At 67.2% G+C, this 23045-nt stretch carries 24 protein-coding genes; 8 read left to right on the top strand and 16 right to left on the bottom strand.

Going from position 1 to position 23045, the window contains the following annotated elements; translation table 11 throughout:
• Positions 1–138: 138 nt before the first annotated feature.
• Together JOF48_RS14510 and JOF48_RS14505 are read left to right on the top strand one after the other, a co-directional pair.
• Positions 139–1335 (top strand): aminotransferase class I/II-fold pyridoxal phosphate-dependent enzyme, encoded by a 1197-nt coding sequence (locus JOF48_RS14510; RefSeq protein WP_209681797.1) that lies wholly within the window; start codon positions 139–141, stop codon positions 1333–1335.
• Positions 1335–2108, top strand: a complete 774-nt coding sequence (locus JOF48_RS14505; protein WP_209681796.1) for a spermidine synthase — start codon at positions 1335–1337, stop codon at positions 2106–2108. Before JOF48_RS14510 ends, JOF48_RS14505 begins: the two co-directional genes overlap by 1 nt.
• A 56-nt stretch (positions 2109–2164) precedes the next feature.
• Here JOF48_RS14505 and JOF48_RS14500 read toward each other — a convergent pair whose 3' ends face one another.
• The 4 genes from JOF48_RS14500 to JOF48_RS14485 all read right to left on the bottom strand — a co-directional run bounded on the left by JOF48_RS14500 (position 2165) and on the right by JOF48_RS14485 (position 6042).
• Complete coding sequence (locus JOF48_RS14500) at positions 2165–3067, bottom strand: hypothetical protein (protein ID WP_209681793.1); 903 nt, start codon at positions 3065–3067, stop codon at positions 2165–2167.
• Between the two features lie 258 nt (positions 3068–3325).
• On the bottom strand, positions 3326–4066 hold the full coding sequence (locus JOF48_RS14495) for a hypothetical protein (RefSeq protein ID WP_209681792.1): 741 nt from the start codon (positions 4064–4066) through the stop codon (positions 3326–3328).
• A gap of 65 nt (positions 4067–4131) precedes the next feature.
• A complete protein-coding gene (locus JOF48_RS14490; RefSeq protein ID WP_209681790.1) occupies positions 4132–5139 on the bottom strand; it encodes a Gfo/Idh/MocA family protein in 1008 nt (335 codons plus the stop codon).
• Between the two features lie 84 nt (positions 5140–5223).
• Positions 5224–6042 (bottom strand): helix-turn-helix domain-containing protein, encoded by an 819-nt coding sequence (locus JOF48_RS14485; RefSeq protein ID WP_209681789.1) that lies wholly within the window; start codon positions 6040–6042, stop codon positions 5224–5226.
• A gap of 85 nt (positions 6043–6127) precedes the next feature.
• Between JOF48_RS14485 and JOF48_RS14480 the strand changes: the two genes are divergently transcribed.
• Complete coding sequence (locus JOF48_RS14480; protein WP_209681787.1) at positions 6128–6979, top strand: phytanoyl-CoA dioxygenase family protein; 852 nt, start codon at positions 6128–6130, stop codon at positions 6977–6979.
• 43 nt (positions 6980–7022) lie between these two features.
• On the opposite strand, the gene JOF48_RS14475 is transcribed toward JOF48_RS14480, so the two are convergent.
• The 7 genes from JOF48_RS14475 to JOF48_RS14445 form a co-directional block, all read right to left on the bottom strand.
• Positions 7023–7313: a hypothetical protein gene (locus tag JOF48_RS14475; protein ID WP_209681785.1), complete on the bottom strand. Its 291-nt coding sequence runs from the start codon at positions 7311–7313 to the stop codon at positions 7023–7025.
• Positions 7306–8730, bottom strand: coding sequence for a flotillin family protein (locus tag JOF48_RS14470; protein WP_209681783.1), 1425 nt, complete (start codon positions 8728–8730; stop codon positions 7306–7308). Before JOF48_RS14470 ends, JOF48_RS14475 begins: the two co-directional genes overlap by 8 nt.
• A gap of 423 nt (positions 8731–9153) precedes the next feature.
• On the bottom strand, positions 9154–9750 hold the full coding sequence (gene rsmD / locus JOF48_RS14465; RefSeq protein WP_209681782.1) for a 16S rRNA (guanine(966)-N(2))-methyltransferase RsmD: 597 nt from the start codon (positions 9748–9750) through the stop codon (positions 9154–9156).
• Positions 9751–9840: 90 nt separating this feature from the next.
• A complete protein-coding gene (locus tag JOF48_RS14460) occupies positions 9841–12171 on the bottom strand; it encodes an ATP-dependent DNA helicase RecG (RefSeq protein WP_209681775.1) in 2331 nt (776 codons plus the stop codon).
• Positions 12161–13099, bottom strand: coding sequence for a DAK2 domain-containing protein (locus tag JOF48_RS14455; protein ID WP_209681769.1), 939 nt, complete (start codon positions 13097–13099; stop codon positions 12161–12163). Before JOF48_RS14455 ends, JOF48_RS14460 begins: the two co-directional genes overlap by 11 nt.
• A 40-nt stretch (positions 13100–13139) precedes the next feature.
• Positions 13140–14156 (bottom strand): thiamine-phosphate kinase, encoded by a 1017-nt coding sequence (locus JOF48_RS14450; protein ID WP_209681767.1) that lies wholly within the window; start codon positions 14154–14156, stop codon positions 13140–13142.
• A gap of 58 nt (positions 14157–14214) precedes the next feature.
• A complete protein-coding gene (locus JOF48_RS14445) occupies positions 14215–14865 on the bottom strand; it encodes a class I SAM-dependent DNA methyltransferase (RefSeq protein ID WP_209681766.1) in 651 nt (216 codons plus the stop codon).
• Positions 14866–14949: 84 nt separating this feature from the next.
• On the opposite strand from JOF48_RS14445, the gene JOF48_RS14440 reads away from it, so the two are divergent.
• The 4 genes from JOF48_RS14440 to JOF48_RS14425 all read left to right on the top strand — a co-directional run bounded on the left by JOF48_RS14440 (position 14950) and on the right by JOF48_RS14425 (position 17897).
• Positions 14950–15579 (top strand): TetR/AcrR family transcriptional regulator, encoded by a 630-nt coding sequence (locus JOF48_RS14440; protein WP_209681764.1) that lies wholly within the window; start codon positions 14950–14952, stop codon positions 15577–15579.
• Entirely contained in the window at positions 15576–16511 is a 936-nt protein-coding gene (locus JOF48_RS14435) for a DMT family transporter (protein ID WP_209681762.1), read from the top strand. The genes JOF48_RS14440 and JOF48_RS14435 overlap by 4 nt, the downstream gene beginning before the upstream one ends.
• A gap of 230 nt (positions 16512–16741) precedes the next feature.
• On the top strand, positions 16742–17524 hold the full coding sequence (locus JOF48_RS14430) for a GNAT family N-acetyltransferase (protein ID WP_209681760.1): 783 nt from the start codon (positions 16742–16744) through the stop codon (positions 17522–17524).
• Positions 17525–17531: 7 nt separating this feature from the next.
• Complete coding sequence (locus JOF48_RS14425; protein WP_209681758.1) at positions 17532–17897, top strand: hypothetical protein; 366 nt, start codon at positions 17532–17534, stop codon at positions 17895–17897.
• Between the two features lie 47 nt (positions 17898–17944).
• Here JOF48_RS14425 and JOF48_RS14420 read toward each other — a convergent pair whose 3' ends face one another.
• The 3 genes from JOF48_RS14420 to arsB are packed head-to-tail and all read right to left on the bottom strand — an operon-like array spanning position 17945 to position 20965.
• Positions 17945–19420 (bottom strand): FAD-dependent oxidoreductase, encoded by a 1476-nt coding sequence (locus JOF48_RS14420; protein WP_209681757.1) that lies wholly within the window; start codon positions 19418–19420, stop codon positions 17945–17947.
• Positions 19421–19451: 31 nt separating this feature from the next.
• On the bottom strand, positions 19452–19865 hold the full coding sequence (locus JOF48_RS14415) for an arsenate reductase ArsC (protein ID WP_209681755.1): 414 nt from the start codon (positions 19863–19865) through the stop codon (positions 19452–19454).
• Complete coding sequence (arsB, locus tag JOF48_RS14410; protein WP_342591252.1) at positions 19862–20965, bottom strand: ACR3 family arsenite efflux transporter; 1104 nt, start codon at positions 20963–20965, stop codon at positions 19862–19864. Before arsB ends, JOF48_RS14415 begins: the two co-directional genes overlap by 4 nt.
• 129 nt (positions 20966–21094) lie before the next feature.
• Between arsB and JOF48_RS14405 the strand changes: the two genes are divergently transcribed.
• Positions 21095–21469: an ArsR/SmtB family transcription factor gene (locus JOF48_RS14405; protein ID WP_209681751.1), complete on the top strand. Its 375-nt coding sequence runs from the start codon at positions 21095–21097 to the stop codon at positions 21467–21469.
• 28 nt (positions 21470–21497) lie between these two features.
• Here the strand turns inward: JOF48_RS14405 and JOF48_RS14400 are convergent, their stop codons facing one another.
• Positions 21498–21986 carry a hypothetical protein gene (locus JOF48_RS14400; RefSeq protein ID WP_245346553.1) on the bottom strand — a complete coding sequence of 163 codons (489 nt, stop codon included), beginning with the start codon at positions 21984–21986 and terminating at the stop codon, positions 21498–21500.
• Between the two features lie 95 nt (positions 21987–22081).
• Complete coding sequence (locus JOF48_RS14395; protein ID WP_209681748.1) at positions 22082–22990, bottom strand: SRPBCC family protein; 909 nt, start codon at positions 22988–22990, stop codon at positions 22082–22084.
• Between the last annotated feature and the right edge of the window lie 55 nt (positions 22991–23045).

Here is a 23045-nt window from a genome sequence, read left to right as displayed (position 1 = left end):
TACCGACTTCCATGCACCGTTGCCACCACCGCGGCCCGTTTTGCCCCGTGTTTCCGGGCCACCGGCCGGCAGGCGTTGGGGTGGGGGCGCCTTCGCCGGTAACGTTGCGGGGGAACCCGCACTACATAAGGAGCAACCATGAGCACGCCCTGGCACCGTACCGCGCAAGGCGCCAACCTGTTGGGCCCCGACGGATCCCTCGGCGTGACCATCTTCGAGGAGATCACCACCCTCGCGGGCCGCCACGGGGCCATCAACCTGGGCCAGGGCTTCCCCGACGAGGACGGCCCGGCCGAGCTCAGCCGCCTCGCCCGGGAGGCCATCGCCAGCGGGAACAACCAGTACGCGCCGGGCAAGGGCATCCTTGACCTGCGCCAGGCCGTGGCCGAGCACCAGCAGCGCTTTTACGGCCTCGAGCTGGACCCGGAACACGAGGTCATCATCACCACCGGCGCCACCGAAGCCATCGCCGCCGCGGTCCTGGCACTGACCGGCCCGGGCGATGAGGTCCTCACCTTCGAGCCGTTCTACGACTCCTACGGCGCCATGATCGGCCTCACCGGCGCCACGCACACCACCGCCGCGCTGCTGGCGCCGGACTTCATGCCGGACCTGGCCACGCTCGAGGAGAGCTTTAGCCCGCGCACCAAAATGGTCATCATCAACAACCCGCACAACCCCACGGGCGCCATGTTCCCGGTGGAGGTGCTCGCCGAGGTGGTACGCCTCGCCATCAAGTACGACGCCGTCATCCTCACCGATGAGGTCTACGAGCACCTCACGTTTGGTCCCCGGCACATACCCGTGGCCACGCTTCCGGGCGCCGCGGACCGCACGCTCACCATTTCCTCGGCCGGGAAGACGTTCTCCTTCACAGGCTGGAAGATCGGCTGGCTGTCGGGCCCGGCGGAGCTCGTGGCCGCCGCACGCACCGTCAAGCAGTTCCTGAGCTACTCCTCCGGAACGCCGTTCCAGAGCGCCATCGCCGCCGGCCTGCGGATGGACGACTCCTTCTTCACCGACGCCGCCAACACCCTGGCTCACAAGCGCGACATCCTCGCCGACGGCCTGCGCGCCGCGGGCATGGACGTCTACCTGCCGCAGGGCACCTACTTCATCAACGCCGACACCTCCGCACTGGGCATCACCGACGCCACTGCGCTGGCCCGCCGCCTGCCCGAACTGGTGGGCGTGGCGGCCATACCGGTGCCGGTGTTTTGCCATCCCGACGGCGCCCGGCGCACCCGCTCGCTGCTGCGCTTCGCGTTCTGCAAGCAGGTGCCACTGCTGGAGCAGGCCGCAGAACGCCTCGCCACGCTTCAGGGCAGGCTCTAATGGCGGTGCGCAGCCGCTACCTGCGGACCAGCGGCGTCCACGCAACCATCGAACCTGATCCTTGGCACGCCAACGCCTTTGTCCTGAGCATCGACAATGCCGAGCAGTCACACGTGAACCTGGCCGAGCCGCAGGAGGTGTTCTACGAGTACCTGCGCCGCATTGCCAATGCGATCGATCTTCTCAAGCCCGCCGGCGAGCCGGTCACGGCACTGCACCTGGGCGCCGGGGCGCTGACCCTGGCCCGCTACATTCAGGCCACCCGGCCCGGTTCCGTGCAGCACGCCGTGGAGCTGGAGCGTGAACTGCTGGACTTTGTGCTGGAGCAGCTGCCGCTTCCCGCGGGCACCGACCTGACCAGCCATGTTGGCGACGCCCGCGAGGAACTGGCGGCGCTTCCCGACGGACTAAAGTTCGACGTGGTCATCCTGGACATTTTCAGCGGGCCAGAAGCGCCGGCACACCTGGCCTGCGCGGACTTTTATCGCGAGGCCGCGGCGGTGCTGGCACCGGGAGGAATCCTGGCGGTCAACGTGGGCGACGAGCCCGGCTTCACGCTGGTCACGAGCCAGACGAAGGCACTGCAGGAGGCCATGGACAGCGTGGCGGCATATGGCACGAGCATGCTATTTAGTCGTCGTTATCCCGGCAACATCATTCTGATGGGCAAGAACACGCCGTGGCCTGAGGGTTGGGCGCAGTCGCTCGTGGCGGCCGGCCCGCACCCGGCGACTGTCCTGACGGGTGTAGAGCTGGACGACCTCACCGGCTGACTTCCCCACCAACCCGACGCCGTATCACCGGTGGCGCCCGCAATCCCGGCGCCGTATCAGTTCCGTGCCCAGGCGCAGGACATGTCGGCACCGCCAAGATCCGATTCGACACCAAAGATGCGGAATCCAACCAGCGCCCAGCCGTTCCGTTGCGTGAGCGGGGCGTCCTTCTGCTCGAAAATGGCACCACCATCGGGTGATGGACCTGCAACAACCGGAGCGTTGTCGGCAGGGGCTGCCAACAAACCGACCAGTCCGGGTGCCGAATCCGGCCATTTGGGCCCCGAACAGAGCCCACCCCATGCGGGAAGTGGTGCTGTCTGGACCGGCCACGCCTCCTCGGCTTCGGCGTGGACTGCAATCGTGCGCTGTTTCAAGCCCGTCCCAGGATCAGAACACGGTATGGCATCGTCGAGTCCCGGAATCCGATGATATTCGGTGAGGTCGACCGCACCTGCACCAACGACGACGGACTCCACGTAGGTGCCGCACCGGCTGGTCCGGGCAATGGGATATTTCAGCTGAACCGCCGTTTCACCTTCGGCAAGCCATACGTACCAGAGGCCTTCAAAGCCCATGTCCTGTGCACGGTCGATGCGTGCCACCGCGTCGTCATCGCCGTCCGCATCGACATCTCCATAACTCACCTCTCCCAGGGTGTAAGTGACGGGGAGGCCGTCGACTTCGGCTGTTGCCGTTCCTCCCGCCAGCTTTACCGCTACAGGAAGATCAAAGCCTCCGGCTGAATAGAGCCACTCCGCCGCCCCCAGGTCCACCACCCGTATGTCCGCCGCCGCAGGCGCTTCGGGGGATGGCACGGTCTCGGGTGACACCGTCTCGGACAAGGCTTTCTGGGTGCTGGGAGAATCCGTGGTGGATGCAATCGGAGCCTCCCCGCCGCAGCCCGCCAAAAGAAGTGAACTGAGTGCCAGTAGACAGGGGATGGTCCTGGTGCGCATGATTCCAGCCTTAGGGTCGGCGAGAGTGCAGTTCTCTGAACTTATGCTGTGGGTACGGCACTGTCAACGAACTCTTCTTCGCAACCGCAGAACATCCCGGCCACTCCTTAACCGGCGAGTTGAGCTGGGATGGGAGTATCTTTTCGTGTTCCACGTCGAGGTCCGCGGTGACCTGAGAATGCGCAGCGCCGAACTGTTGGAGGAGCAACCTATACGATTCCCGCAGGCCCTGCGGTTCCTATGTTGGCGGCCACTTGCTCAATGGCTTTTGTCCATGGCCATTTGATAGGCCTGCTGTTGAAAATCAGTCTGCAACCCGACCATCGCCACCAGAATGCGCCCCAACGCATCCCATTCGTTCCGGCTGAGAGCAAAGCCGTCAGGAAGCGGCCCGTCAACCGCCACCAAGGCACCTTGCGTGGAGAGCGTAAAGAGAACGGCTCGCGAGGGCACCCCTCGGCCGCCAACCAAGAACGTGGCATGCATGTGCTGCAGTTTCCAATGCAGGCTGAGCGTCCGCGACCCCCGTTCCGAACGGAAGACAGCCATTGCCTTTCCTACGTTTGCGGCCCTGTGGTCCCGCCACCAACCAAGATCTCCCAACTCACCACAGGCCTGAATGTAATCCCGGAAACGCAGATAGTCCCGGCTCCCTAAATCTGCATGCGGCCTGAGCCCAAATTTCAACTGCAACTGCAAACCAACTTGGCGGCGCAACACGCGACCGTCGATCTTTCCTTGGTAGAAGATTTCCTCGGAAACGGCTTCCGACAGCCGGCCCAGGGCCGCCGGCCACTGTTCCAACTGTCCGTCGTCCAGCAGAACGTCGTACTCGCCGGTCATCAGGTGCTTCGTGATAAGTTCCTGGTCGCCCTCGGCGGCGCGTTGGTCAACCGCGCTGAGCCGCCCTGTTCCCTCGGCTTCAGCCAACAATCGGTGGCGGTACGATTCGTAGCGCGCCGTCCTGCCGTACTCTCGTCCCGTTCCGTAATTTCTCATGCCCTATATTCTGCCCCCCGCCCAACCCAGCCCAGCCCCGCGCACCCCCAGCCCTACTCGGCCGCTTAGCGCGGACCGGCGTCCGGAAGCAGGGCCTGCACCGCTGCAGCTGAGAATTCCACCGGTGCACCCGTGGCGAGCGACGCATAGGCGGCCTCTGCCAGCGCAACTGCCATGACGCCGTCGTACGCGGAAACACGGGCAGGACCCCCGGAGGAACGGGCCGCCGCAAACTCGGCAATTTGAAGGGTGTACGGACTTGTCGCAACGTCCTGGACGGGCAGGTAATCCCCGGGCTCATTGGCCGGGCTGGGAGCACCGTACTGGGGCCAGTAGAAAATTGTGTTGCCGTCCGCGGCAGCGATGTCCAAGGTGGTGCTGAATGCCTGGCCGTCCGGCCCCCACTCCCCCGACAGGTGGCTGACGGCCCCGTTTTCATGCGTCAGGGAAACGGTGGCGCGCACAGGGCGGGGCACGATGCCATCAACGCTGGGCGGGTCTTGAACCGCCGACACCCGGGCCACCTCACCTGCGAGCCAGCGGGCCTGGTCGATGTCGTGAATCATCTGGTCGCGGATGATGCCACCACCCAGCGCCTCATTATAGAACCAGGAACCATCGGCCGGGCCAGCGCTGGCACGGCTCAGATGCAGCTCGGCTGGTGCAGTCCCTGCGTCGTCCAGCGTCTTGCGAGCCTGGGCATATTCCGGGAAAAACCGCACTACGTGGGCCGGAAACAGCCGAACTCCGGCCGCGCCCGCAGCATTGGCAATCTCCGCTGCCCGGACGGCGGTCTCTGCGAGCGGCTTCTCGCACATGACGTCCTTGCCCGCAGCGATGGCAGCCATGGCGTACTCATGGTGCGAGGGTGTGGGCGTCAAAATACTCACCACATCCGACGCCTCGAGCAGCTCAGCAAGCGTGAGAACCTCATCGATCCCATGATCGGCGACCAACCCTGCCGCCCCGGATCGCGAATAAATGGTGACGTGGGCGCCCAAGGCCTGCCAACCGGCAATGTGCACACCAGCAATTCCGCCGGCACCAATGAGACCAATTCGCAGCTGCGTCACAAAACCATCCTTCACCGTGGGAATTCGCTGCCTCCACCCTACTGTGGGCCGCCGCACATTTTTGCGCACGACGCCGGCACTCACCTATGCTTCCCCGGCCCGCCTGTGTGCCGCCCGGAAGTGCGACGGCGCCTGGCCCACCTTTTGCGAGAACAGCCGGCTGAAGTAGGCGCCGTCGTCATAGCCCACCATCCGGCCCACGCGTTCCACCGGATGGTCGGTTCCGGCGAGCAGCGCCTGCGCCCTCGAAATCCGGTGTTGCAGCACGAGTTCCTTGGGGCTGACACCGGCCTCCCGCCTCACGTGGCGGCGCAGCTCGGCCGGCGTGCATCCCAGCTGCCGGGCCTGTTCGGCCAGTCCCAGCGGGAGGCAGGCGATCCCCCGAAGCCGTTCCGCCACGGATTCCCCGCCGTCCACGACGTGGTGGCGCCCGTGCCGCCCGGCCTCCACCAACAGCTGTTGCACAGCGGCCGAGGCGGCAAGGTCCCCGTGCGGACCCCCTTCCTCCAACGCCGTCCGAAGCACCGGGAACTGTGCCAGGTCAAGCTGCCCGTCCGCCGCCACCAAGGGGATGTCCTTGCTGAAGCAGCCCATTTCCTCAAAGGCCCGGGCCCCGCTTCCGGTGAACAGTACCCAGTGCTCACACCAGCCGCCGGCATCCGGCCCGTAGCCGTGTTCCACGCCCGGAAAAATCCAAATTAGCGCAGGGGCACGGACTGCCCGCCGCTTGCCGGCGTACTTCAACCAGCCGTTCCCCTCCGACACGAGCACCAGTGCATGGACATTGAGTTTCCTGTTTTCAAAGGGCGTCAGGGCGCCTTCCTGTTCGCCCGCGCCGACACATGCCATGCCCAGGTTGCGCAGTGCTTGTGCTGCGCCGCGGTACCTCGCCCAGGATTCCATCGCCCTCCGATCCGTGTGCAAAAAGTCCAAATAGACATTACCGGAGTCCATGGGAAATGCGAGCTGCAATGGGCAGGATGGATTCATGATCACCTCAAACGGCTACGTCCTGGAAGAAAACGAGCGGCGCCTGGGCTTGTTGGAGCCGGTTCCGGACGGCGAACGCCACGACCGCAACGCCCTCTGGGCCCGTCTGCGCCGCGACGGCTACCTATACCTGAAGGGCCATCTCTCCCCCGAAACCGTCAACGGATTCCGGGGCTACTACTTCCAGTCCCTGGACGGCGCCAACGTCACGGAGCCAGGCACGGATCCGGGGCTGGGCATCAGCACCCCGGAGGCAGTGGACCGCGCCTCCATGCGGGAGGCACTGTTCGGCACGGTCGTCCCAGGGCCCGAATACCAGCAGCTGTGCGAACACCCCGCCATCGCCGACTGGTTCGCATGGTTCCTCGAGGACGACGTCCACCTGCACCGGCGCAAGATCATCCGGCACACCAAGCCCGGCGAGGCAGGCATCGGCACTGCCACCCAGGCCCATTACGACCTCGTTTACCTGCGGGAAGGCAGCGACAAGGTCCTGTCCATGTGGATCCCGCTCGGCGACTGCCCCTTGGAGCGCGGCGGCCTGGCCTACCTGGAGAACAGCCACCACTGGGTCATGGCGCAGGAACGGGAGGGCACGCTGCAGCGCCCGGCCGTCTCCATCACAGCGGACCTGCCCGGCCTGGCGGACACACACAACACCCGCTGGCTCGTCACCGACTACGAGGCAGGGGACGTTGTGGTCCACTCGGCCCACATAGTCCACGCCTCCACCGACAACGTGGACCCTGCCAACAAACTGCGCCTGTCCACCGACATCCGGTACCAGCGCAAGACCGAACCCATCGACTGGCGCTGGCAGGAGCACTGGAATTTCGACGACGGGCTCTGAGCCGGACAACCCGGAAAAGTGATGCCGCGTCGGGTTGGCGGGGTCAGGGGGTGCCTGCGTCCGCACTGCCCGCGCCGGCTTCCCCAGCATCCCCAGCATGATCCTGCAGGAATCCGGGCAGCTGTTCGACGTAGACGGTCTGCGGCGGGTCCAGGTACATCACCAGGACCCGTGCGCCGACAGGGAAGGTGCTCGCGCCGTCGTACGGGCGCGCGAAGTACGCCGCCGTCCCGCCCCGAACCTCCAGCATCACTTCGCCCAGCGTGCCGGGACCGACCGCCCCGGTGACCCGGCCGATCTTCCCGGTCAGGCTCCTGTCCGCGCCCCTATGCATGCGGCGGCTCCTGTGGCGCAGCCTTCCCGGCCCCGGCCGCCCCGCCCTTGGCCTTGCCGTCCCGGAGCGCGGACGTCAGGGCCGGCAGGTAGCTGCCCACTTGGGACAGGACGCCGCCCACCATCTTGTTGATGCCCTCTCCCCCGTTAAGCACCGTCATCTGGCCCACGTGCGCAAACGGCTCGGCGGCCGCCGCCACGATCGCCGGCATGTTCTCGGCCAGCTGCTGCGAGATGACAGCTTCCTGGTTTGCCCCCAACGCCTCGGCGCGGGCCTTGATGCCGTCGGCCTCGGCCAGGGCCTTCGCCTTGATGGACGACGCCGCTGCCTCCCCGCGCGCCTTCGTCGCCGCCGCTTCGGCCTCGCCCGTGACGCGCGTGGCGCCTGCCGTGGCTGCCGCGGCCGTCGCGTTGGCCTGTGCTTCCAGCTCGGTCTTCCGGGCACGGGCCTCTGCAGCACTGATGTCAGCCGCCTTCTGCGCCTCGGCCTCGGTGCGCTGGGCGTATGCCTTGGCGTCGGCAGGCTTCCGGACGGTGGTCTGCAGTTTCTGTTCCTCCCGGTCCGCCTCGAGCTTGGCCACCTCGGTTTCCTGGACCACCACTTTCTGGCGTGCCGTGGCGTCGGCCAACGGACCGGCCTGGGCGGCGTTGGCCCTGGCCGTTTCGGCGTTGGCCTGGGCCGCGGACTGCTTGATGGCGGAGATGCTCTGCGCGTCGGCGATCATGGACGCCGCTTCGGCTTCCTTCTCGGACGCCTCCCTGTTCCGGGTGGCTTCGGCGATCCTCGCCTCCATCTGGACCTGCGCGATGTGCGGCTTGGCCAGGTTTTGGATGTATCCGGTGGGGTCTTCCAGGTCCTTGATCTGCAGGGAGTCAACCACCAGGCCCAGCTTTTCCATTTCAACGCCGCTGGCGCTGCGCACCTGGGAGGCAAGCTTGTCGCGCTCCCGGATGATCTCCTCCATGGTCATGCTGCCGATGATGGAGCGCAGGTGGCCCTCGAAGACGTTGTAGACCTGGCTCTCCATTTTGGGCTGCTGGCCCAGGAAGCGCCGGGCGGCATTGGCGATGAACGGCGTCGAATCCCCAATCTTGAAGATCACCACACCCTGCACCACCACCTGGATGCCCTGGGAGGTGACGCAGTTGACCTGCAGCTCGGTCTCGTTCAGGGTCAGCGACAGGGTCCGCACGGTTTGCAGGCCGGGGATGACGAACGCCCCCTTGCCGGTGACAATCTTGAAGTCCATGCCGTCCGTGGTGCCGGCGCTGCCGCGGGTGAAGCCGGAAATGATGAGTGCTTCGTTGGGTTCAGCCACCTGCCACATCAATTTCACTGCGCCGCGGACCACCAGGACCACGAAGGCCACAACAACGATCAGGACGGCAAGCGGTAAATATGGGAGAAGAAATTGCATGACCCCGGTCCTTTCCAAGGGGGAATGGTCGCAGCGATGCATCTTCCCCATCCCGGGACGATCTCAACGGCCTGAATATTCAGTTGTGGGCCACGCTGTGGCAGGAGCTGCGACGTGCGAAGTTCCTACCACCAAAATACTCGCCATTCCTTGGCATGGGCCGTGCATTTTTGTGTCAGATTCCGCGAGGCCCCAGGTCCATGCCGTCAGCGACTCCGCCGGCTCATCCATGACGCAGTTGTTGCAGTGGAAAGCGCTTTCTTCGGCACTTTTGCTGCACCTACTGCGTCATAGACCGAGAGGGGCGGCAGAGGAAGCCGCGACGAAGCCGGAGGAGGTTGAGTGCCGCCAGGACGGCCCCGGACGATGATGGAGCCCTGACTGCTCTGAACGATGATGGAGCCCAGACGTGGGGCGGGGATCTCAGACGCTGGGGTTGGTTGGGTCCCCTGCCGGCTCGGCGAACCAGAGCCGGGTTTCGCCGTACTTCTTGTCGGCGAACAGTGCCAGGCCGGCCGGCCATGTGGGCTGCGGCGTGCGGGCCGAGCGTTCCACCACCACCACGGCGAACGGGCTCAGCCGGGGTGCCAGCAGTTCCAGCACGAGCGCAAGCTCGATTTCAGTGAGCGGGTAGGGCGGGTCGATGAACACAAGATCCCATTGGTCGACGCCGGCCTCTGCCACGCGCGCCAGAAAGGACTCCACGCGTGAGCGCTGCACGGTGACGACCTTGGAACCCGCCACCTTGTTGACGAGCTCGGCGTTGCGCTGGCACACGGCGGCGGCCTTGTCGTTGAACTCGACGAGCTCAACCGACTTGGCACCCCGGCTGGCGCTTTCAACACCGAGTGAACCGGACCCTGCATAGAGGTCCAGGACGCGGGTGTCGGAGAGCATGTTCATGGCTTCCAGGCGGGAGAACAGTGCTTCCTTGACGCGGTCCGTGGTGGGCCGGGTGCCGTCGCCGGGCACGGACACGAGCGGGCTGCCGCCGGCGGCGCCGGCAATGATGCGGCTCATGCGCCTCGCCCTTCGGGCTGGGTCCGTGCCGGCAGGGCAGCGCACTGCCGCGTTCCGGATGCGCCGGCATGGAGGGCCGTACGCAAGTTCTTAGCCACGTTCAAGGAAGGCCTCATTCTGTTCGGTCAGGTACATCTCAATTTCAAGTTTCAAGGCAGGATGCCGCTCCAGCAGGGGATCTTCCGCCACGATCGCGGTGGCATCCTCGCGCGCACGGTCGATCAAGTCTTCATCGCGCAGCACGCTGAGCATGCGCAGGCCGCTGCTGCCGCCGGACTGTTTGGCGCCGAGGATGTCGCCTTCGCGGCGCAGCTCAAGGTCCTCCCTGGCCAGCACGAATCCGTCGGTGGTGGCGGCCACGGCTTCGAGGCGCTTGCGGCTGGGGTGTCCGGGCTCCAGGTTTGTGACGAGCAGGCAGGTGCCGTCGTGGCCTCCGCGCCCCACCCTCCCGCGCAGCTGGTGGAGCTGCGACATGCCGAAGCGGTCGGCATCCATGATCACCATCAGCGTGGCGTTGTGCACGTCCACGCCCACCTCAATCACGGTGGTGGAGACAAGCACGTCGATCTCGCCAGCCGCAAACGCCGCCATGGTGCCCTGCTTGAGGGCCGAGTCCAGCCGGCCGTGCAGCGGCTCGATCCGCTTGTCCGCCAGCACCGGCAGGCCCCGCAGCATCTGCACGACGTCAAGCACCCCGGCCATGGGGCGTGTGTCGCCGTCGCCGCCGGCAGACTCCGCGTACGAGTCATCCGGACCGAACAGCACGCTCCCGTCGTCAGTGCCGAACAGGGTGCCGCCCTCGCCCGGCCCGCCCAGTGCCGATCCGCCTTCGAACAACTGCTCGTCGCCGTCGCCAATCTTGGGGCACACCACATAGACCTGGTGGCCGCGGTCGATCTCCTCCCGGGACCTCTCCCAGACCCGGTTGAACCACTGCGGGCGCTCGGCAAGCGGGGCCAGGTGCGTCTTGATGGGTGCGCGGCCGGCAGGCAGCTCTGTCAGTTCGGAAACCTCGAGGTCGCCAAAAACTGTCATGGCCACGGTGCGCGGAATGGGGGTGGCCGTCATGACCAGCAGGTGCGGGGGCTTGAGGGCCTTGGAGCGCAGGGCGTCACGCTGCTCCACGCCGAAGCGGTGCTGCTCGTCCACGACGATGAGGCCAAGGTCGGCGAAGTGCACGTTGTCGGACAACAGGGCGTGGGTGCCGATGACGATCCCGGCCTCCCCGGAGACGGCCGCCAGCAGCGACCTTTTGCGTGCCGCCGTGGGCATGGAGCCGGTCAACAGCGTCACTTGGGTGGCGACCGGACCGCCCAGCAGGCGGCCTTCGCCGAGGGAGCCGAGGAGTGCCTGGATGGAATGCAGGTGTTGGGCGGCGAGCACCTCGGTGGGGGCCAGAAACGCGGCCTGCCCTCCGGCGTCGATCACCTGCAGCATGGCGCGCAGGGCGATGACGGTCTTGCCGGAGCCGACCTCGCCCTGGAGCAGCCGGTGCATGGGGTGGGCGCCGGCAATTTCGTCGGAGATGAGCCCGCCGATGTCCGCCTGCCCGGCAGTCAGCGTGTAGGGCAGCTGGGCGTCGAAGGCGTCAAGGAGGCCGCCGGTGATGCGGGGCCTGCCGGTGGCATCCTGCTGGGATGCCTCGTGGCGCTTCTGCGCGAGGGAGGTCTGCAGGGCCAGGGCCTCCTGGAAGCGGAAGCGCTTGCGGGCGCGCGGCCAGGACTCGATGGAGGACGGCTGGTGGATTTGCTCGTAGGCCTCGGCCAGGGGCATGAGCCTCTCCCGCCGGGCAATGGCAGCCGGGACAGGGTCCGGGATGCGGGTGAGGTCGAGTGTGGGCAGCAGCGCCTCAATGACCAGCCGGGTCTTCCAGCTGGGGAACTTGGCCGTGGCCGGGTAGACGGGAATGGGCCGCGCGGCCTGCAGCTCGGCCTCATGCTCTGTCAGCTCGTGGTCCGGCAGCATGTCGTATTCGGGGTTGGTCAGGACCAGCTTCTCCCTGTAGGAGGAGACCTTTCCGGAGAACAACGCCAGCACGCCGGGCAGCAGTTCCTTTTGGGCCTTGAAGCCGTTGAAGAAGCTGATGGTCATGGTGGTTCCGGCGCCGGAGTTGTCGGTGATGTAGACGTCGGTGATGTAGCCCTTGCGGGTCTGCATCTTGCGTGTGTTCTGGTCAACCACGCGGGCCAGGATGGTGGCGTAGTCGTCCAGGTCCAGCAGGTTCAACTGTGTCAGCTCACCACGCGGGATGTAGCGCCGCGGGAACTGGTGGAGCATCTGTCCCACGGTGTGGATGTCCAGTGCCTTGGCGACCGGTTTGGCCGACGGCGCTCCCACCAGCCGCGACAGTTCCAGGCGCAGGTCCGCGTAGGGGACGGGTCGCGGCCCGGGCGGCGGGTCGAAGGCTGGTTCAGAGGACATCGTGGAGATCTTCGGAAACCGAGGCGGTCAACGCAGAAATGCTCACATTGCTTGGATCACCCACAGCGTGGATGGCGTCAAGGGCGACCGCGGCGGAGGGCACGTGGACGTGCAGCCGCCACGGGTAGGCCCCCGTGGGATCCGCCTCCTCGGTGACCGCGCTCATGATGACGGAATCACCCAGACCGTCCAGCTCGAGCCGGAGCCCGGCTGCGGCAAGCGGCGTCAGCGAGATGGTGCACATGACCTCGACGCCCTCCTGCTCAGGCATTTCCAGTGCAATGTTGGGGTCCTGGACCTTGTAGCCGGAGAGCCCGTCGAGCAGGTCCTCCTGCAGGAATTCACCCAAGATCACGGCGCGCAGGCAGTCGAGGATGAGCAGCAGCCCGACTCCCCCGGCGTCGACAACGCCGGCCCGGGTCAGCGGGTCCAGCTGGGATTCTGTCAGTTCAACGGCGGCCCGGGCGGCCCAGACAGCGCCGTTGATGGTCTCCGCGAGGGCCTGGTTGGACTCGTCACCGTTGAGTGCGGATTCAGCGGAGGTGGCGCCCTTCGCGGCTGCCTCCAGCACCGAGAGGATGGTTCCCGGCATGGGTTCGCTCAAGGCGCTCCACGCCCGCAGCTGCGCGCGGTGCAAGGCGGCGGCAAGCAGCGGACCGCTCATGCGCTGGGCACCGAGCAGGGGCTCGGCCATGGCGGAGATCGACACCGCGATCAAGGTCCCCGAGTTGCCCCGGGCTTGTTCCATGGCCCCGCGCCCGGCGATGGCGAGGGTTGCCCCGACGTCTGCAGGCTCCGATTCGGCCACGGCCTGCGACGCCGCCCGAATGGTCAGGTACAGGTTGGTGCCGGTGTCAGCGTCCGCCACCGGGTAAATGTTGATGGCGTTGAGCCGGTCGCTGTGGTTTGCCAGTGTTTGTTCCGCCATGGCCAGCCAACGGCGGACTACGGGTGCAGTTGCGGTGATCTTAGACTGCAAAATGATCCCATCCCAGGGCGCCTGACGCGGCGCCTTCAAAATTCTGTCCGTCCACGGTCACGGCCGCTTCCGGCGCGCCCATGGACACTACCGAGCCTATCCTAACGAAGCCGTCCGGGAGGCTGTAGCCGTCCGGAAATGTGGACAACAGGGAGTGGTCTTCGCCTCCCGTCAGCACCCAGTGGAGCGGGTTTTCTCCAAGCACGACGGCGGTTTCCTCCAGTTTGCGTGCCTGGGCCGCAAGCACGGCGGAGTCGAGGTCCAGGCAGACCCCGCTCGCTGCGGCCAGGCGCTGGGAGTCGCGCAGGAGGCCGTCGGAAATGTCCATCATGGCCGTGGCACCGGCCATGGCGGCCGCGGGGCCGGCAGCCAGGGGCGGGACCGGCCGGGCGAAGAGCGTGGCGGCATCGGCCATGGCGCCGGTGTGCCCGGACGGGAGAATTGAACTCTCGTACAGGGCCCAGCCGGCCGCGGCGAACCCCATGTTGCCGCAGACAGCCACCTGGTCCCCCACCTTGGCGCCGCTGCGCAGGACGGGGTCGCGCCCTTCAAGGGAGCCCGTGACGGCCACGGTGACAACAATTTCACTGCCGCCGGAGAGGTCCCCGCCGGCGACCGAGCACTGGGGCGCCCCGAGCGCAACGATCGCGGCACTCAGGCCGTCGGCAAAGTCCTCAACCCAGCCCACCGGCGTCGTGCCTGGCAGGGTGAGGCTGACGACCATGGCGGTGGCGCTGGCGCCCATGGCGTTGATGTCGCTGAGGTTCTGTGCGGCGGCCTTCCAGCCGACGTCGAAGCCGGTGGAGGCGGTGCCGTTGGGCCAGGCGAGGCGGAAGTCCTTGTCCTGGACCTGGGTGTCGATGGAGATGACCGTGCGGGCGTCGGGGGCGGCGATGATGGCGGCGTCGTCGCCGGGGCCGAGCAGCGTGGTGGTGCCGGCATGGAGGCGCGGGAAGATGCGGGCCAGGAGCTCGGATTCGGAAAGTTGCGCCACGGTGAGGGTCATGGATTAACCGTAGCGGAGGGGGCCGACATTGCTGGCTTCGCGCCGGAGGCCGGGCAGCCTACCCCCGGGGTTTTCGCGCCATCAAGTACGCCTGCGGTGTCCGCTCGTCGGCGTCCGGCGCCCTGAGCAGCCGGGCCTCCACCGCCAGCCCGGCCTCCTCGAGCCGGGCCGCCACGGCGTCCGGATCCATGAGGAACGCGTGCATGCTGACGTCGTGGCCGTAGGCGTGCCCGATGTGCCGGCGCCCGTTCCCGGCCTGGAAGGCCAGCAGGAGGAGGCCGCCCGGGGCCAGGGTCCCGGCGAGGGAGGCCAGGACGGGCGCAAGCCGTTCCGGGGGCGTGTGGATGAGCGAATACCACGCCACGATGCCGCCCAGGGTTCCGGCTGCCAGGTCCAGTTCCTCCAGCGACCCGACTGAAAACTCAAGGCCCGGATGCTCCGCCCGCGCCACCTCGACCATCCCGGCAGAGAGGTCGACGCCGGCCACCTCCAGTCCCAGCGCGGCCAGGTGCCCGGCGATCCTGCCCGTGCCGCAGCCCGCGTCCAGCACGGCCCGGTTGCCCGTGGCCATGACCTGTTCGGCAAACGAGCCCAGCATGGCGCGGTCGTACGGCTTCTCCGCCATGAGCCCCCGCAGCATCCGGCCGTAGCTGGCGGCAACACTGTCATACGCGGCCCTGGTCTCGGAAACGTCAAGAGGTTCACCCATGCCGGCAATCCTAGCCACCGCCCGCAAAGATAGGTAGACTGGTCTACCTACCCAAAGGACAAGCCAGTGCACGAGGTCGAGCCCATGAACAAGCGATCTGTCCGCGAGCGCCCTGCCAAGTCGCGCATCATGGCGGCCGCCGCCGAGCTGTTCTACGCCCGGGGCATCTCAGCCACCGGCATCGACGCCATCACAGCGCGCGCCGGTGTGGCCAAGAAGAGCCTCTACAACAACTTTGCGTCCAAGGACGAGCTCGTCCTCGAGTACCTCCGCGAGCGCCACCAGGAATGGCTGGACCTGTATGCGGCGCGGGCACAATCCGCCCAATTCACGGTCGCCAAATACCCGGACACCAAAACCCCGGACGCCGAAGCATTGGTCCTTGCCGTCTTCGACGCCTACATCGACCACGCCGACTCCGCCTACATCCATGGCTTCCGCGGCTGCGGGCTTCTCAACGCCGCCGCAGAACTGCCCGCGGGCTCCCCCGGCCGCGACGCGGTGCGCATCCACAAGGAGGAAGTCGAGTCCCTGCTCCGCGCAGCCCTGGCCGAGTCCCTGGAGGCAGCCACCGCGGCGCCACTGGCGGAACAACTCTCCTTCCTGCTCGAGGGCGCCGTGGCAAGGGCCGGCCTGGAGGGCAGCTCCGAGCGGCTCCGCCACGCCCGCGAAGCCGCCGGGGCCATCGTCCGCGCAGCCCAGGCCGCAGCGTGAACCGGCGCCTGGCCGGCATTGCCGCCGTCACCGCCGCCTCCATCCTGTGGGGCACCACCGGAACGGCCGCCACGTTTGCGCCCGACGCCGGACCCCTCGCCATTGGCGCCGCGGCACTCGGCATCGGCGGCCTGCTGCAGGCGATCATCGCAATCCCGCAGCTTCGCCGAGAAGCTCCGCGCCTGCGGGCCAACAGCCGGACCGTGGCCCTGGGCGCCGTCGCGGTCGCCGTCTACCCGCTCGCCTTCTACAGCTCCATGCACCTTGCAGGAGTGGCGCTGGGCACCGTGGTCTCGCTGGCGTCGGCGCCGCTGGCCTCGGGCGTGCTCGAACGGCTGGCGGGCCGGGCACCGCTGGGCCGCTGGTGGATGGCAGCCGCGGCGTTGGGCATCGCTGGAAGCCTCATGCTCTGCCTCTCCCAGCTGCAGAACGACCCCGCCGGCACCCCGGCAACCCTCGCCGGCCTCGGCCTGGGCCTGGTCGCCGGCGCCAGCTACTCCCTCTACTCCTGGGCCGCCCGGCGCCTGATGGACGACGGAATCGGCCGCGCGGCCTCCATGGGCTCCGTCTTCGGCGCGGGCGGGCTGCTGCTCATGCCGGTTCTCGCCGCCACCGGCGCTCCCCTTCTCGCGAGCCCGCAGGCATTCGCCGTCGCCGCCTACATGGCGCTGGTCCCGATGTTCCTCGGCTACGTCCTGTTCGGCCTGGGCCTGTCGCGGCTGCCCGCCAGCACGGCCACCACCATCACGCTCAGTGAGCCGGCGGTGGCCGCGGTCCTGGCGGTCGTGGTCGTCGGGGAACGGCTCAGCCCGCTGGGGTGGGCAGGCCTTGGCGTGATCGCCGCGAGCCTTGCCGTGCTGACCATGGCGCCCGCCAAACAAAGCGGCACGCCCTCACACCCTCCCGGACGGCCGGCACACGTCCAGGCCTGAGCGCCGCCCTCCCCCAAGCCGCTGGGCCTTGGCTGCCCCTTGCACCGTTGAGGCACGACGCCGGGCACCCGCCTTCACGGTTCATCCCCACCTTGGGCGGGGCCTGGGCTGGGTGCGGGTGCGGGTGCGGGTGCAAAGATGGTGCGAACTTCTTACATCCGATGCAAGAACCGCATCACTGTTCATCCATGCTTGCGCCGTGCACCCGGTAGCTGTGAGGATGAATCCCAATGACCATCAAAGAGCAGTACCTCAAGGCCTATGACCAGCAATTGCGCACCGACGCCGAGACGCCCAGCGCCGTTGATGTCACCCGGATGGGCCCGCTGCGGCTGGTGACCTTCGCAGGCGGCCGCGGATTCATCACCTACCAGGACCTCGACGGCGTTGGCGGGCTCACCGCCGTCGTCAACCAGGCGCTGGAGCATTTCCGCAGCAACCCGGACATCACGGAGGTGGAGTGGAAGACCCGCGGCCACGACCACGCGCCCGGCCTGCACGAAGCCCTCATCGCCAACGGCTTCACCCCCGACGACACCGAGTCCATCATGGTGGGCCCGCTCGAGGCCCTGTGCCAGGATGCTCCCCTGCCCGACGGCGTGAGCCTGCGCAAGGTGGCGGGCAGCGACGACGTGCGTGCCATGAGCGCCATGGCCGATGAAGCATTCGGCGAAGCAGTCAGCACCCGCCAGGCCGACGCCCTTATCGCCCGTTTGGCCCGCAATGACGGCATGGAACTGTGGGTGGCCGAGGTTGGCGGGCGCATGGTCAGCACGGGCAGGCTCGAACCGGTGCCCAACACGGACTTCGCCGGGATCTGGGGCGGCGCCACGCTTGAGGCGTTCCGCGGCCGCGGCATTTACCGTGCACTTACCGCAGCGCGGGCGTGCTCCGCCCTGGCCCAGGGCAAGACGCTGGTGCACAGCGACTCCACCGAATTCTCCCGCCCCATCCTGGAGCGCTCCGGCCTGCTCAAGGTCTCCACCACCACGCCCTACAACTGGAAGCGATGAGCAGGCCATGACGAATTCGCCGCAGCGCTACGCCATGAATTTCGGCTGGGTGTGGGGTCCCGACAACCCGCTCCTGGACAAGGTCGCCCGCCTTGCACTGAACCTCCGCGGCGCCGATCCGGAGGCGCTCGATGCCCTGCTGGGAAGCTGGCTGGCAGGGCTGGACAACGACGGCGAACGCGGCCGATACTTCCAGGGCGGCTTCGGCGTTGAGGTGCTCTCGCAGGGCAGCGGCGCAGCCGACATCGTGTTCAGCTCCGGCGGCCAGGACGTGGCCGACTCACTGGGATACGCCGTCGACAGTTTCTGCGACGACGTCCTCCGGCACCTCACCGCAGGCACGGCCACGTGGACCGAGCTGCCGCTGGAATAGAGTGCGAACTTCTTGCATCCGCACCCACCACCCAATTAGGGCATAGTTCAGGAGCGCCTAGCGTGTGCCCCGGCCACTTCGGTGAAACCGTGCAGGGTTCCGGTGGCGAAACCGATCGTGACGGGTTCGGGCGCACCGCAGCAGCCTCCAGCTTCGGGCCCGGCGCTTGGCTCAGGGGCGCCGCAGCCTGCCTGCGCGGCATTTTCTGCCCCGGCAGCCGGTGCGTCGCAGGAACCGGACAGGTCCGTGGAACAGACGCCGGTTTCCGGCAGCTGGAGTTCGACGGCGTCTGCAGCGGCCCGGTCCCCGGCGAGGGCTGCCGCGATGGATCGCACCTGTTCGTAGCCGGTGGCCATGAGGAAGGTCGGGGCCCGGCCGTAGCTCTTCATGCCCACAAGGTAGAAGTTGGGTTCGGGATGCGAAAGCACCCGCTCCCCATGGGCCTCCACCGTGCCGCAGCTGTGAAACTCGGGATCGATCAGGGGGCCCAGCGCGCGCGGCGCCTGGACAACGGGGTCCAGGTCCAGGCGGAGTTCGGACAGGATCGACAGGTCGGGGCGGAAGCCGGTGGCCGGAACCACCACGTCGGCCGAAAGGGTGCGGCCGTCTGCGAGCGCCAGCTCCACGCCGGCAGTGGCGCCGGATGCGATCGATGCAACGGCAACGTTCTCCACGAGGGTGATGTCGCCGTTGTCCACGAAGCGGCGCAGGCTCGTACCGAGCTGGCCGCGGGCGGGCAGCTCGTCGGCTGCCCCTCCTCCGTAGAGCCTGACGGGATTGGCCGTACCGCGCAGCCCCCACAGGATGGTCGTGGCAGGATCCTGCTGGCGCAGCCGGGCCAGCGCCAGGAGCGTGTTGGCGGCCGAGTGCCCGGCGCCCAGGACCAGCACGGCCTTCCCGGCGAACTGCGCACGGTCCGCTCCCAGCACGTCCGGCAGGGGCGAGGAGACGAAGCCGGCGGCACGCGCAGCGTCCTCACCGATGGCCGGGATGCCGGAACGCCCGGCAGGGTTGGGCATTCCCCACGTGCCGGAGGCATCGATCACGGCACGAGCGGTGACGTCCACGGTTGCGCCGTCCGCCTCGGTGCGCACGAGGAACAGGGAGTCGTCGCGTCCGGCGGAGCGGGAGAGGTCAACCCCGGCCCCGGAGTTCAGCACCCGGGTGACAGCGGTGACCTTGTGCCCGTACCTGATGCGGGGCGCCATCGACGGGTGGGCGGCCAGCGGCGCCAGGTACCCGTTCACCATCTCAGCCCCGGTCGGCAGGCGCGTTTCGCGCGGTGCCGCCCATCCGCCGTCGTACCCGCCTGCAGGGGTCTCCAGCAGCCGGCGGGCGGCGGCGTCGATGTTGTACCGCCAGGTGGAGAACAGTTTGATGTGGCCCCACTGCCCCATCGCGGCACCGGCGGAGGCGCCGGCCTCGAGCACAACAACTTTCTGCCCGCGCTCAAGCAGGTGGGCTGCGGCGGCCAGGCCGACGGGCCCGGCACCGATGACAACAATTGGATGGCGTGAACTCATGGTCTTGCGGCTCCTAATGCGGGTGGAAATGTCAGGCAGCGCCGGGGAACAGGGACTCGATGAGCCCGTCAACCCGCCTGCGGATCTCGTCGCGGATGGGGCGGACGGCCTCAACGCCCTGCCCGGCGGGGTCCTCGAGTTCCCAGTCCTCGTAGCGCTTGCCGGGGAAGATCGGGCAGGTGTCGCCGCAGCCCATGGTGATGACGACGTCGGAGGTCTCCACTGCCGCTGTGGAAAGGACCTTCGGCACCTCTGCAGACATGTCGATGCCCACCTCGCGCATGGCCTCCACGGCCGCGGGGTTGACGGAGTCGGCGGGGGCGGAGCCGGCGGAGCGGACCTCCACCTGCCCGGCGGAGAGGTTGGCCAGGAAGGCGGCGGCCATCTGGGAGCGGCCGGCGTTGTGGACGCAGACGAACAGGACGGAGGGCTTGGTGGCGGTCATGCGGCATCCTTGGCGGTAGGTGAAAGGGACGGGGTGAAGAATTTGCGCGACCACAGGGCCACGTAGACCAGTGCCACGAGCAGCGGCACCTCAATGAGCGGGCCCACCACGCCGGCGAGCGCCTGGCCGCTGGTGACGCCGAAGGTCGCAATGGCCACGGCGATGGCGAGCTCGAAGTTGTTGCTGGCGGCGGTGAACGCGAGGGTTGTGGTGCGGGGGTAGCCCAGCTTCAGCACCCGGCCGATGGCCATCGAGGCGGCAAACACCACCACGAAATAGACCACCAGCGGCAGGGCAATGCGAACCACGTCGAGCGGCTTGGCGGTGATCGCCTCCCCCTGCAGCGCGAACAGCAGCACAATGGTGAACAGCAGCCCGTACAGCGCCCACGGGCCAACCTTCGGCAGGAACGTGCCCTCGTACCAGTCCCGTCCGCGCACCCGCTCCCCCAGCGTGCGGCTCAGCCATCCGGCCACGAGCGGGATGCCCAGGAACACCAGGACAGAGAGCGTGATGGCCCAGAACGAGAAGTCGGCGCTCGTGGTGGGCAGCCCCAGCATCTGCGGCAGCCATTGCAGGTAGAACCAGCCCAGCGCACCAAACGCAAACACCTGGAACACCGAGTTGACGGCCACCAGCACGGCCGCAGCCTCACGGTCGCCACAGGCGAGGTCGTTCCAAATGAACACCATGGCGATGCAGCGCGCCAGCCCCACAATGATCAGACCGGTGCGGTATTCGGGCAGGTCGGCCAGGAAGATCCAAGCCAGTGCAAACATGAAGGCCGGCGCCAGCAGCCAGTTGATCACCAGCGAGGTGGCCATAAGCTTCCGGTCGCCCAGCACCCGGCCGGTCTCGTTGTAGCGGACCTTGGCCAGGACCGGGTACATCATCACCAGAAGTCCGACGGCGATGGGCACCGACACTCCCGCCACCTGCCAGGTGCCCATCGCCCCGCCCAATTGCGGGACAAGCTTGCCCAGCGCCAGGCCCAGTGCCATGGCTGCGAGGATCCAGACGGCGAGGTAGCGGTCAAGGATGGAAAGCCTGCCCGGCAGTTGTCCCGTGTGTGGCGGTGCGGGGGCGGCGGTGGTTGTCACAATTGATACTCTCCACTTTGGGACGCCTGCGGTCAGACATCGACGGTTTTCGATGTTTCGAGTATGGTTGAACATATCGATGGTTGTCAATCTCCCGTTGGGGAGTCGAATGAAGGCAGGACCGGGACCATGCCAACACCGCTGGTTGATGAATTGAACACGGCTGCGGGCAGCAGGCCTGATGCAGCGTGCTGCGATGCACCACCGGCGCAGGGGCTTCTGCGCACGGACGAGGCCATTGCCCTGGCCGCCCGGTTCAAGGCGCTGGCGGATCCCAACCGGCTGCGCATCCTGTCGATCATCTCCAACGACCCCGCGGCCGAGACCTGCGTCTGCGACATCACCGAACCGCTGGAACTGGGCCAACCCACGGTCTCGCACCACCTGAAGATTCTGGTGGAAGCAGGGCTGCTCACCCGTGAAAAACGCGGGGTGTGGGCCTACTACTCACTGGTGCCCGGCGCATTGGACTCGCTCGCCGCAACCCTGGCCACGAAGGCGTGAGTGCGGAAGCCGCCACCAGTTCGGCTTCTCAGCCCTTCTTGAGCTTGGCGGTCACCGTGGTGCCGAGGGCCGTGACCTTGTAGCTGATCGTGTCCCCGTCGAAGGTGAAGTCCTTGGCGTCATCGGAGGATGCCAGGAGCGCCATGTCGGTCGCGGCGGCGTCCCGTTGGGAAGACCACGTGTACGGCTTCGTGGCGTCGACCGGAGCCACAAACGTCCCCACCCAATACACTGCAGTCGTGTCGCCACCGTCAGACACCCATTCGACCGTAATCGTGTCAGCAGTGATCGTGGCCTGCTGGTAGGTTTCCTTGCTGGCACTGTCGGCTTCCTTCCAGGAACCGGTCAGATCCGGAGCCTTGGGCGCTTCCTGGACAGGAGCGGGCTCTTCGGCCTTTGCAGGGGCCTCGATGGCTTGTCCGGACACGCCCTCGCCTGCCGGCGCATCGGCAGTTCCTCCGCAACCTGTCAGCGCCAGGACTGCGGCAAGGGCAAAAGTAGTCAGTAGTTTCTTCATGGTTCCCATGCTGACATGGGGCACTGACATGCTTGAGCAACACGGACAGCGATGCTTCTGCAGACACGGCCGCCCTGCCCCGATCCCCTCCTGCCTCAGCGCAGCACCGCCGACTGCCCCCGCTCCACGAGCGGCGCAATACCCGCGTAGAAGAACTCGATGCTGTCAGCCGGCCCGTGCTGCACACGCTTCATGACCTTGCCCAGCGCCATCACCGTGACGCTGCACGACGGCTCGCCCACCACCAGCGCAACGGCCTCGCCATCCTCGTCTTCAACGTATCGGCCGCCAAACTCCGCGCGCGCCACCTCAAACACATAGGCGGCGGCGCGAAGGTAGTCGTCCTCGCTCAGCGGCACGGTCCGCTCGCCATAGTGCCCCAAGACGCGGTCGACGGCGGCCATGGACTCGGCGGTCCCGTCCAGTTCGTCCGCTGCTGCTGAAGAGACGGTGTTGCGCACGGCAGGGACAAAGCTGGAAGCATGCCCGACCATCGCGGACTCCAGCCGAACCTCATCCGGCACGGCCACTTCCCCGCTCTCCCCGTCCAGATGCCTCCGGAGCCGGTCAAATGTGTCGCCGTGGTCGTCGCTGAACTTGGCAAGCAGGCCCGTGGCCCACATGATCCAGGCAACCACGCTGGTGCCCCACTTTCCCCCGACCGTCGGTGAGAACCTAATGTCTTCCACCAGCGTCCAGCCGCCGTCCGCGGCTTCCATGGACATCCGGACCTTTTGGAGGATGCCGCTCTGCCTGCCCTTGAATGCGATCGTCGTTTGCGGCACGTAGTCCGTGATGGTCCACTCGACCACGTCAAAGTCGCACTCGGCCCCGTGGCGCTCCTGCCAGGTCTTCCCGGCTGCGAGCGCGAAGTCCGGGCCGGGGAAAAACTCCGTCTGGTGCTCCGCGTAGATGCCCGCCACGGCCGGGTTCGCAAAGGCGTCCCAGATTTCCGCCGGGTCGCCCTTGAAATGTGCGGTGTTGCTGAATGAGGCGTATCCCACCTGTGCTCCTGATTGATAGATTGGACGCCGGCCGGCCCCCAACATGTCCCACTGT

This window comes from Arthrobacter stackebrandtii, assembly GCF_017876675.1.
GTDB classification, from domain to species: domain Bacteria; phylum Actinomycetota; class Actinomycetes; order Actinomycetales; family Micrococcaceae; genus Specibacter; species Specibacter stackebrandtii.
Note: the sequence above shows the minus strand (reverse complement) of the source record. Positions and strands in the feature narration are given on the sequence as shown.

Excerpts from the sequence above, each read along its gene's own strand:
- JOF48_RS14415 (WP_209681755.1), bottom strand. The coding sequence starts at position 19,865 with ATGACCGCCACCAAGCCCTCCGTCCTGTTCGTCTGCGTCCACAACGCC.
- JOF48_RS14495 (WP_209681792.1), bottom strand. The coding sequence starts at position 4,066 with ATGAGAAATTACGGAACGGGACGAGAGTACGGCAGGACGGCGCGCTAC.
- JOF48_RS14475 (WP_209681785.1), bottom strand. The coding sequence starts at position 7,313 with ATGCATAGGGGCGCGGACAGGAGCCTGACCGGGAAGATCGGCCGGGTC.
- JOF48_RS14400 (WP_245346553.1), bottom strand. The coding sequence starts at position 21,986 with ATGAAGAAACTACTGACTACTTTTGCCCTTGCCGCAGTCCTGGCGCTG.
- JOF48_RS14500 (WP_209681793.1), bottom strand. The coding sequence starts at position 3,067 with ATGCGCACCAGGACCATCCCCTGTCTACTGGCACTCAGTTCACTTCTT.
- JOF48_RS14420 (WP_209681757.1), bottom strand. The coding sequence starts at position 19,420 with ATGAGTTCACGCCATCCAATTGTTGTCATCGGTGCCGGGCCCGTCGGC.
- JOF48_RS14505 (WP_209681796.1), top strand. The coding sequence starts at position 1,335 with ATGGCGGTGCGCAGCCGCTACCTGCGGACCAGCGGCGTCCACGCAACC.
- JOF48_RS14460 (WP_209681775.1), bottom strand. The coding sequence starts at position 12,171 with ATGTCCTCTGAACCAGCCTTCGACCCGCCGCCCGGGCCGCGACCCGTC.
- JOF48_RS14470 (WP_209681783.1), bottom strand. The coding sequence starts at position 8,730 with ATGCAATTTCTTCTCCCATATTTACCGCTTGCCGTCCTGATCGTTGTT.
- JOF48_RS14450 (WP_209681767.1), bottom strand. The coding sequence starts at position 14,156 with ATGACCCTCACCGTGGCGCAACTTTCCGAATCCGAGCTCCTGGCCCGC.
- JOF48_RS14405 (WP_209681751.1), top strand. The coding sequence starts at position 21,095 with ATGCCAACACCGCTGGTTGATGAATTGAACACGGCTGCGGGCAGCAGG.
- JOF48_RS14440 (WP_209681764.1), top strand. The coding sequence starts at position 14,950 with ATGAACAAGCGATCTGTCCGCGAGCGCCCTGCCAAGTCGCGCATCATG.
- rsmD (WP_209681782.1), bottom strand. The coding sequence starts at position 9,750 with ATGAGCCGCATCATTGCCGGCGCCGCCGGCGGCAGCCCGCTCGTGTCC.
- JOF48_RS14485 (WP_209681789.1), bottom strand. The coding sequence starts at position 6,042 with ATGGAATCCTGGGCGAGGTACCGCGGCGCAGCACAAGCACTGCGCAAC.
- JOF48_RS14445 (WP_209681766.1), bottom strand. The coding sequence starts at position 14,865 with ATGGGTGAACCTCTTGACGTTTCCGAGACCAGGGCCGCGTATGACAGT.
- JOF48_RS14430 (WP_209681760.1), top strand. The coding sequence starts at position 16,742 with ATGACCATCAAAGAGCAGTACCTCAAGGCCTATGACCAGCAATTGCGC.
- JOF48_RS14455 (WP_209681769.1), bottom strand. The coding sequence starts at position 13,099 with ATGGCGGAACAAACACTGGCAAACCACAGCGACCGGCTCAACGCCATC.
- JOF48_RS14425 (WP_209681758.1), top strand. The coding sequence starts at position 17,532 with ATGACGAATTCGCCGCAGCGCTACGCCATGAATTTCGGCTGGGTGTGG.
- JOF48_RS14510 (WP_209681797.1), top strand. The coding sequence starts at position 139 with ATGAGCACGCCCTGGCACCGTACCGCGCAAGGCGCCAACCTGTTGGGC.
- JOF48_RS14480 (WP_209681787.1), top strand. The coding sequence starts at position 6,128 with ATGATCACCTCAAACGGCTACGTCCTGGAAGAAAACGAGCGGCGCCTG.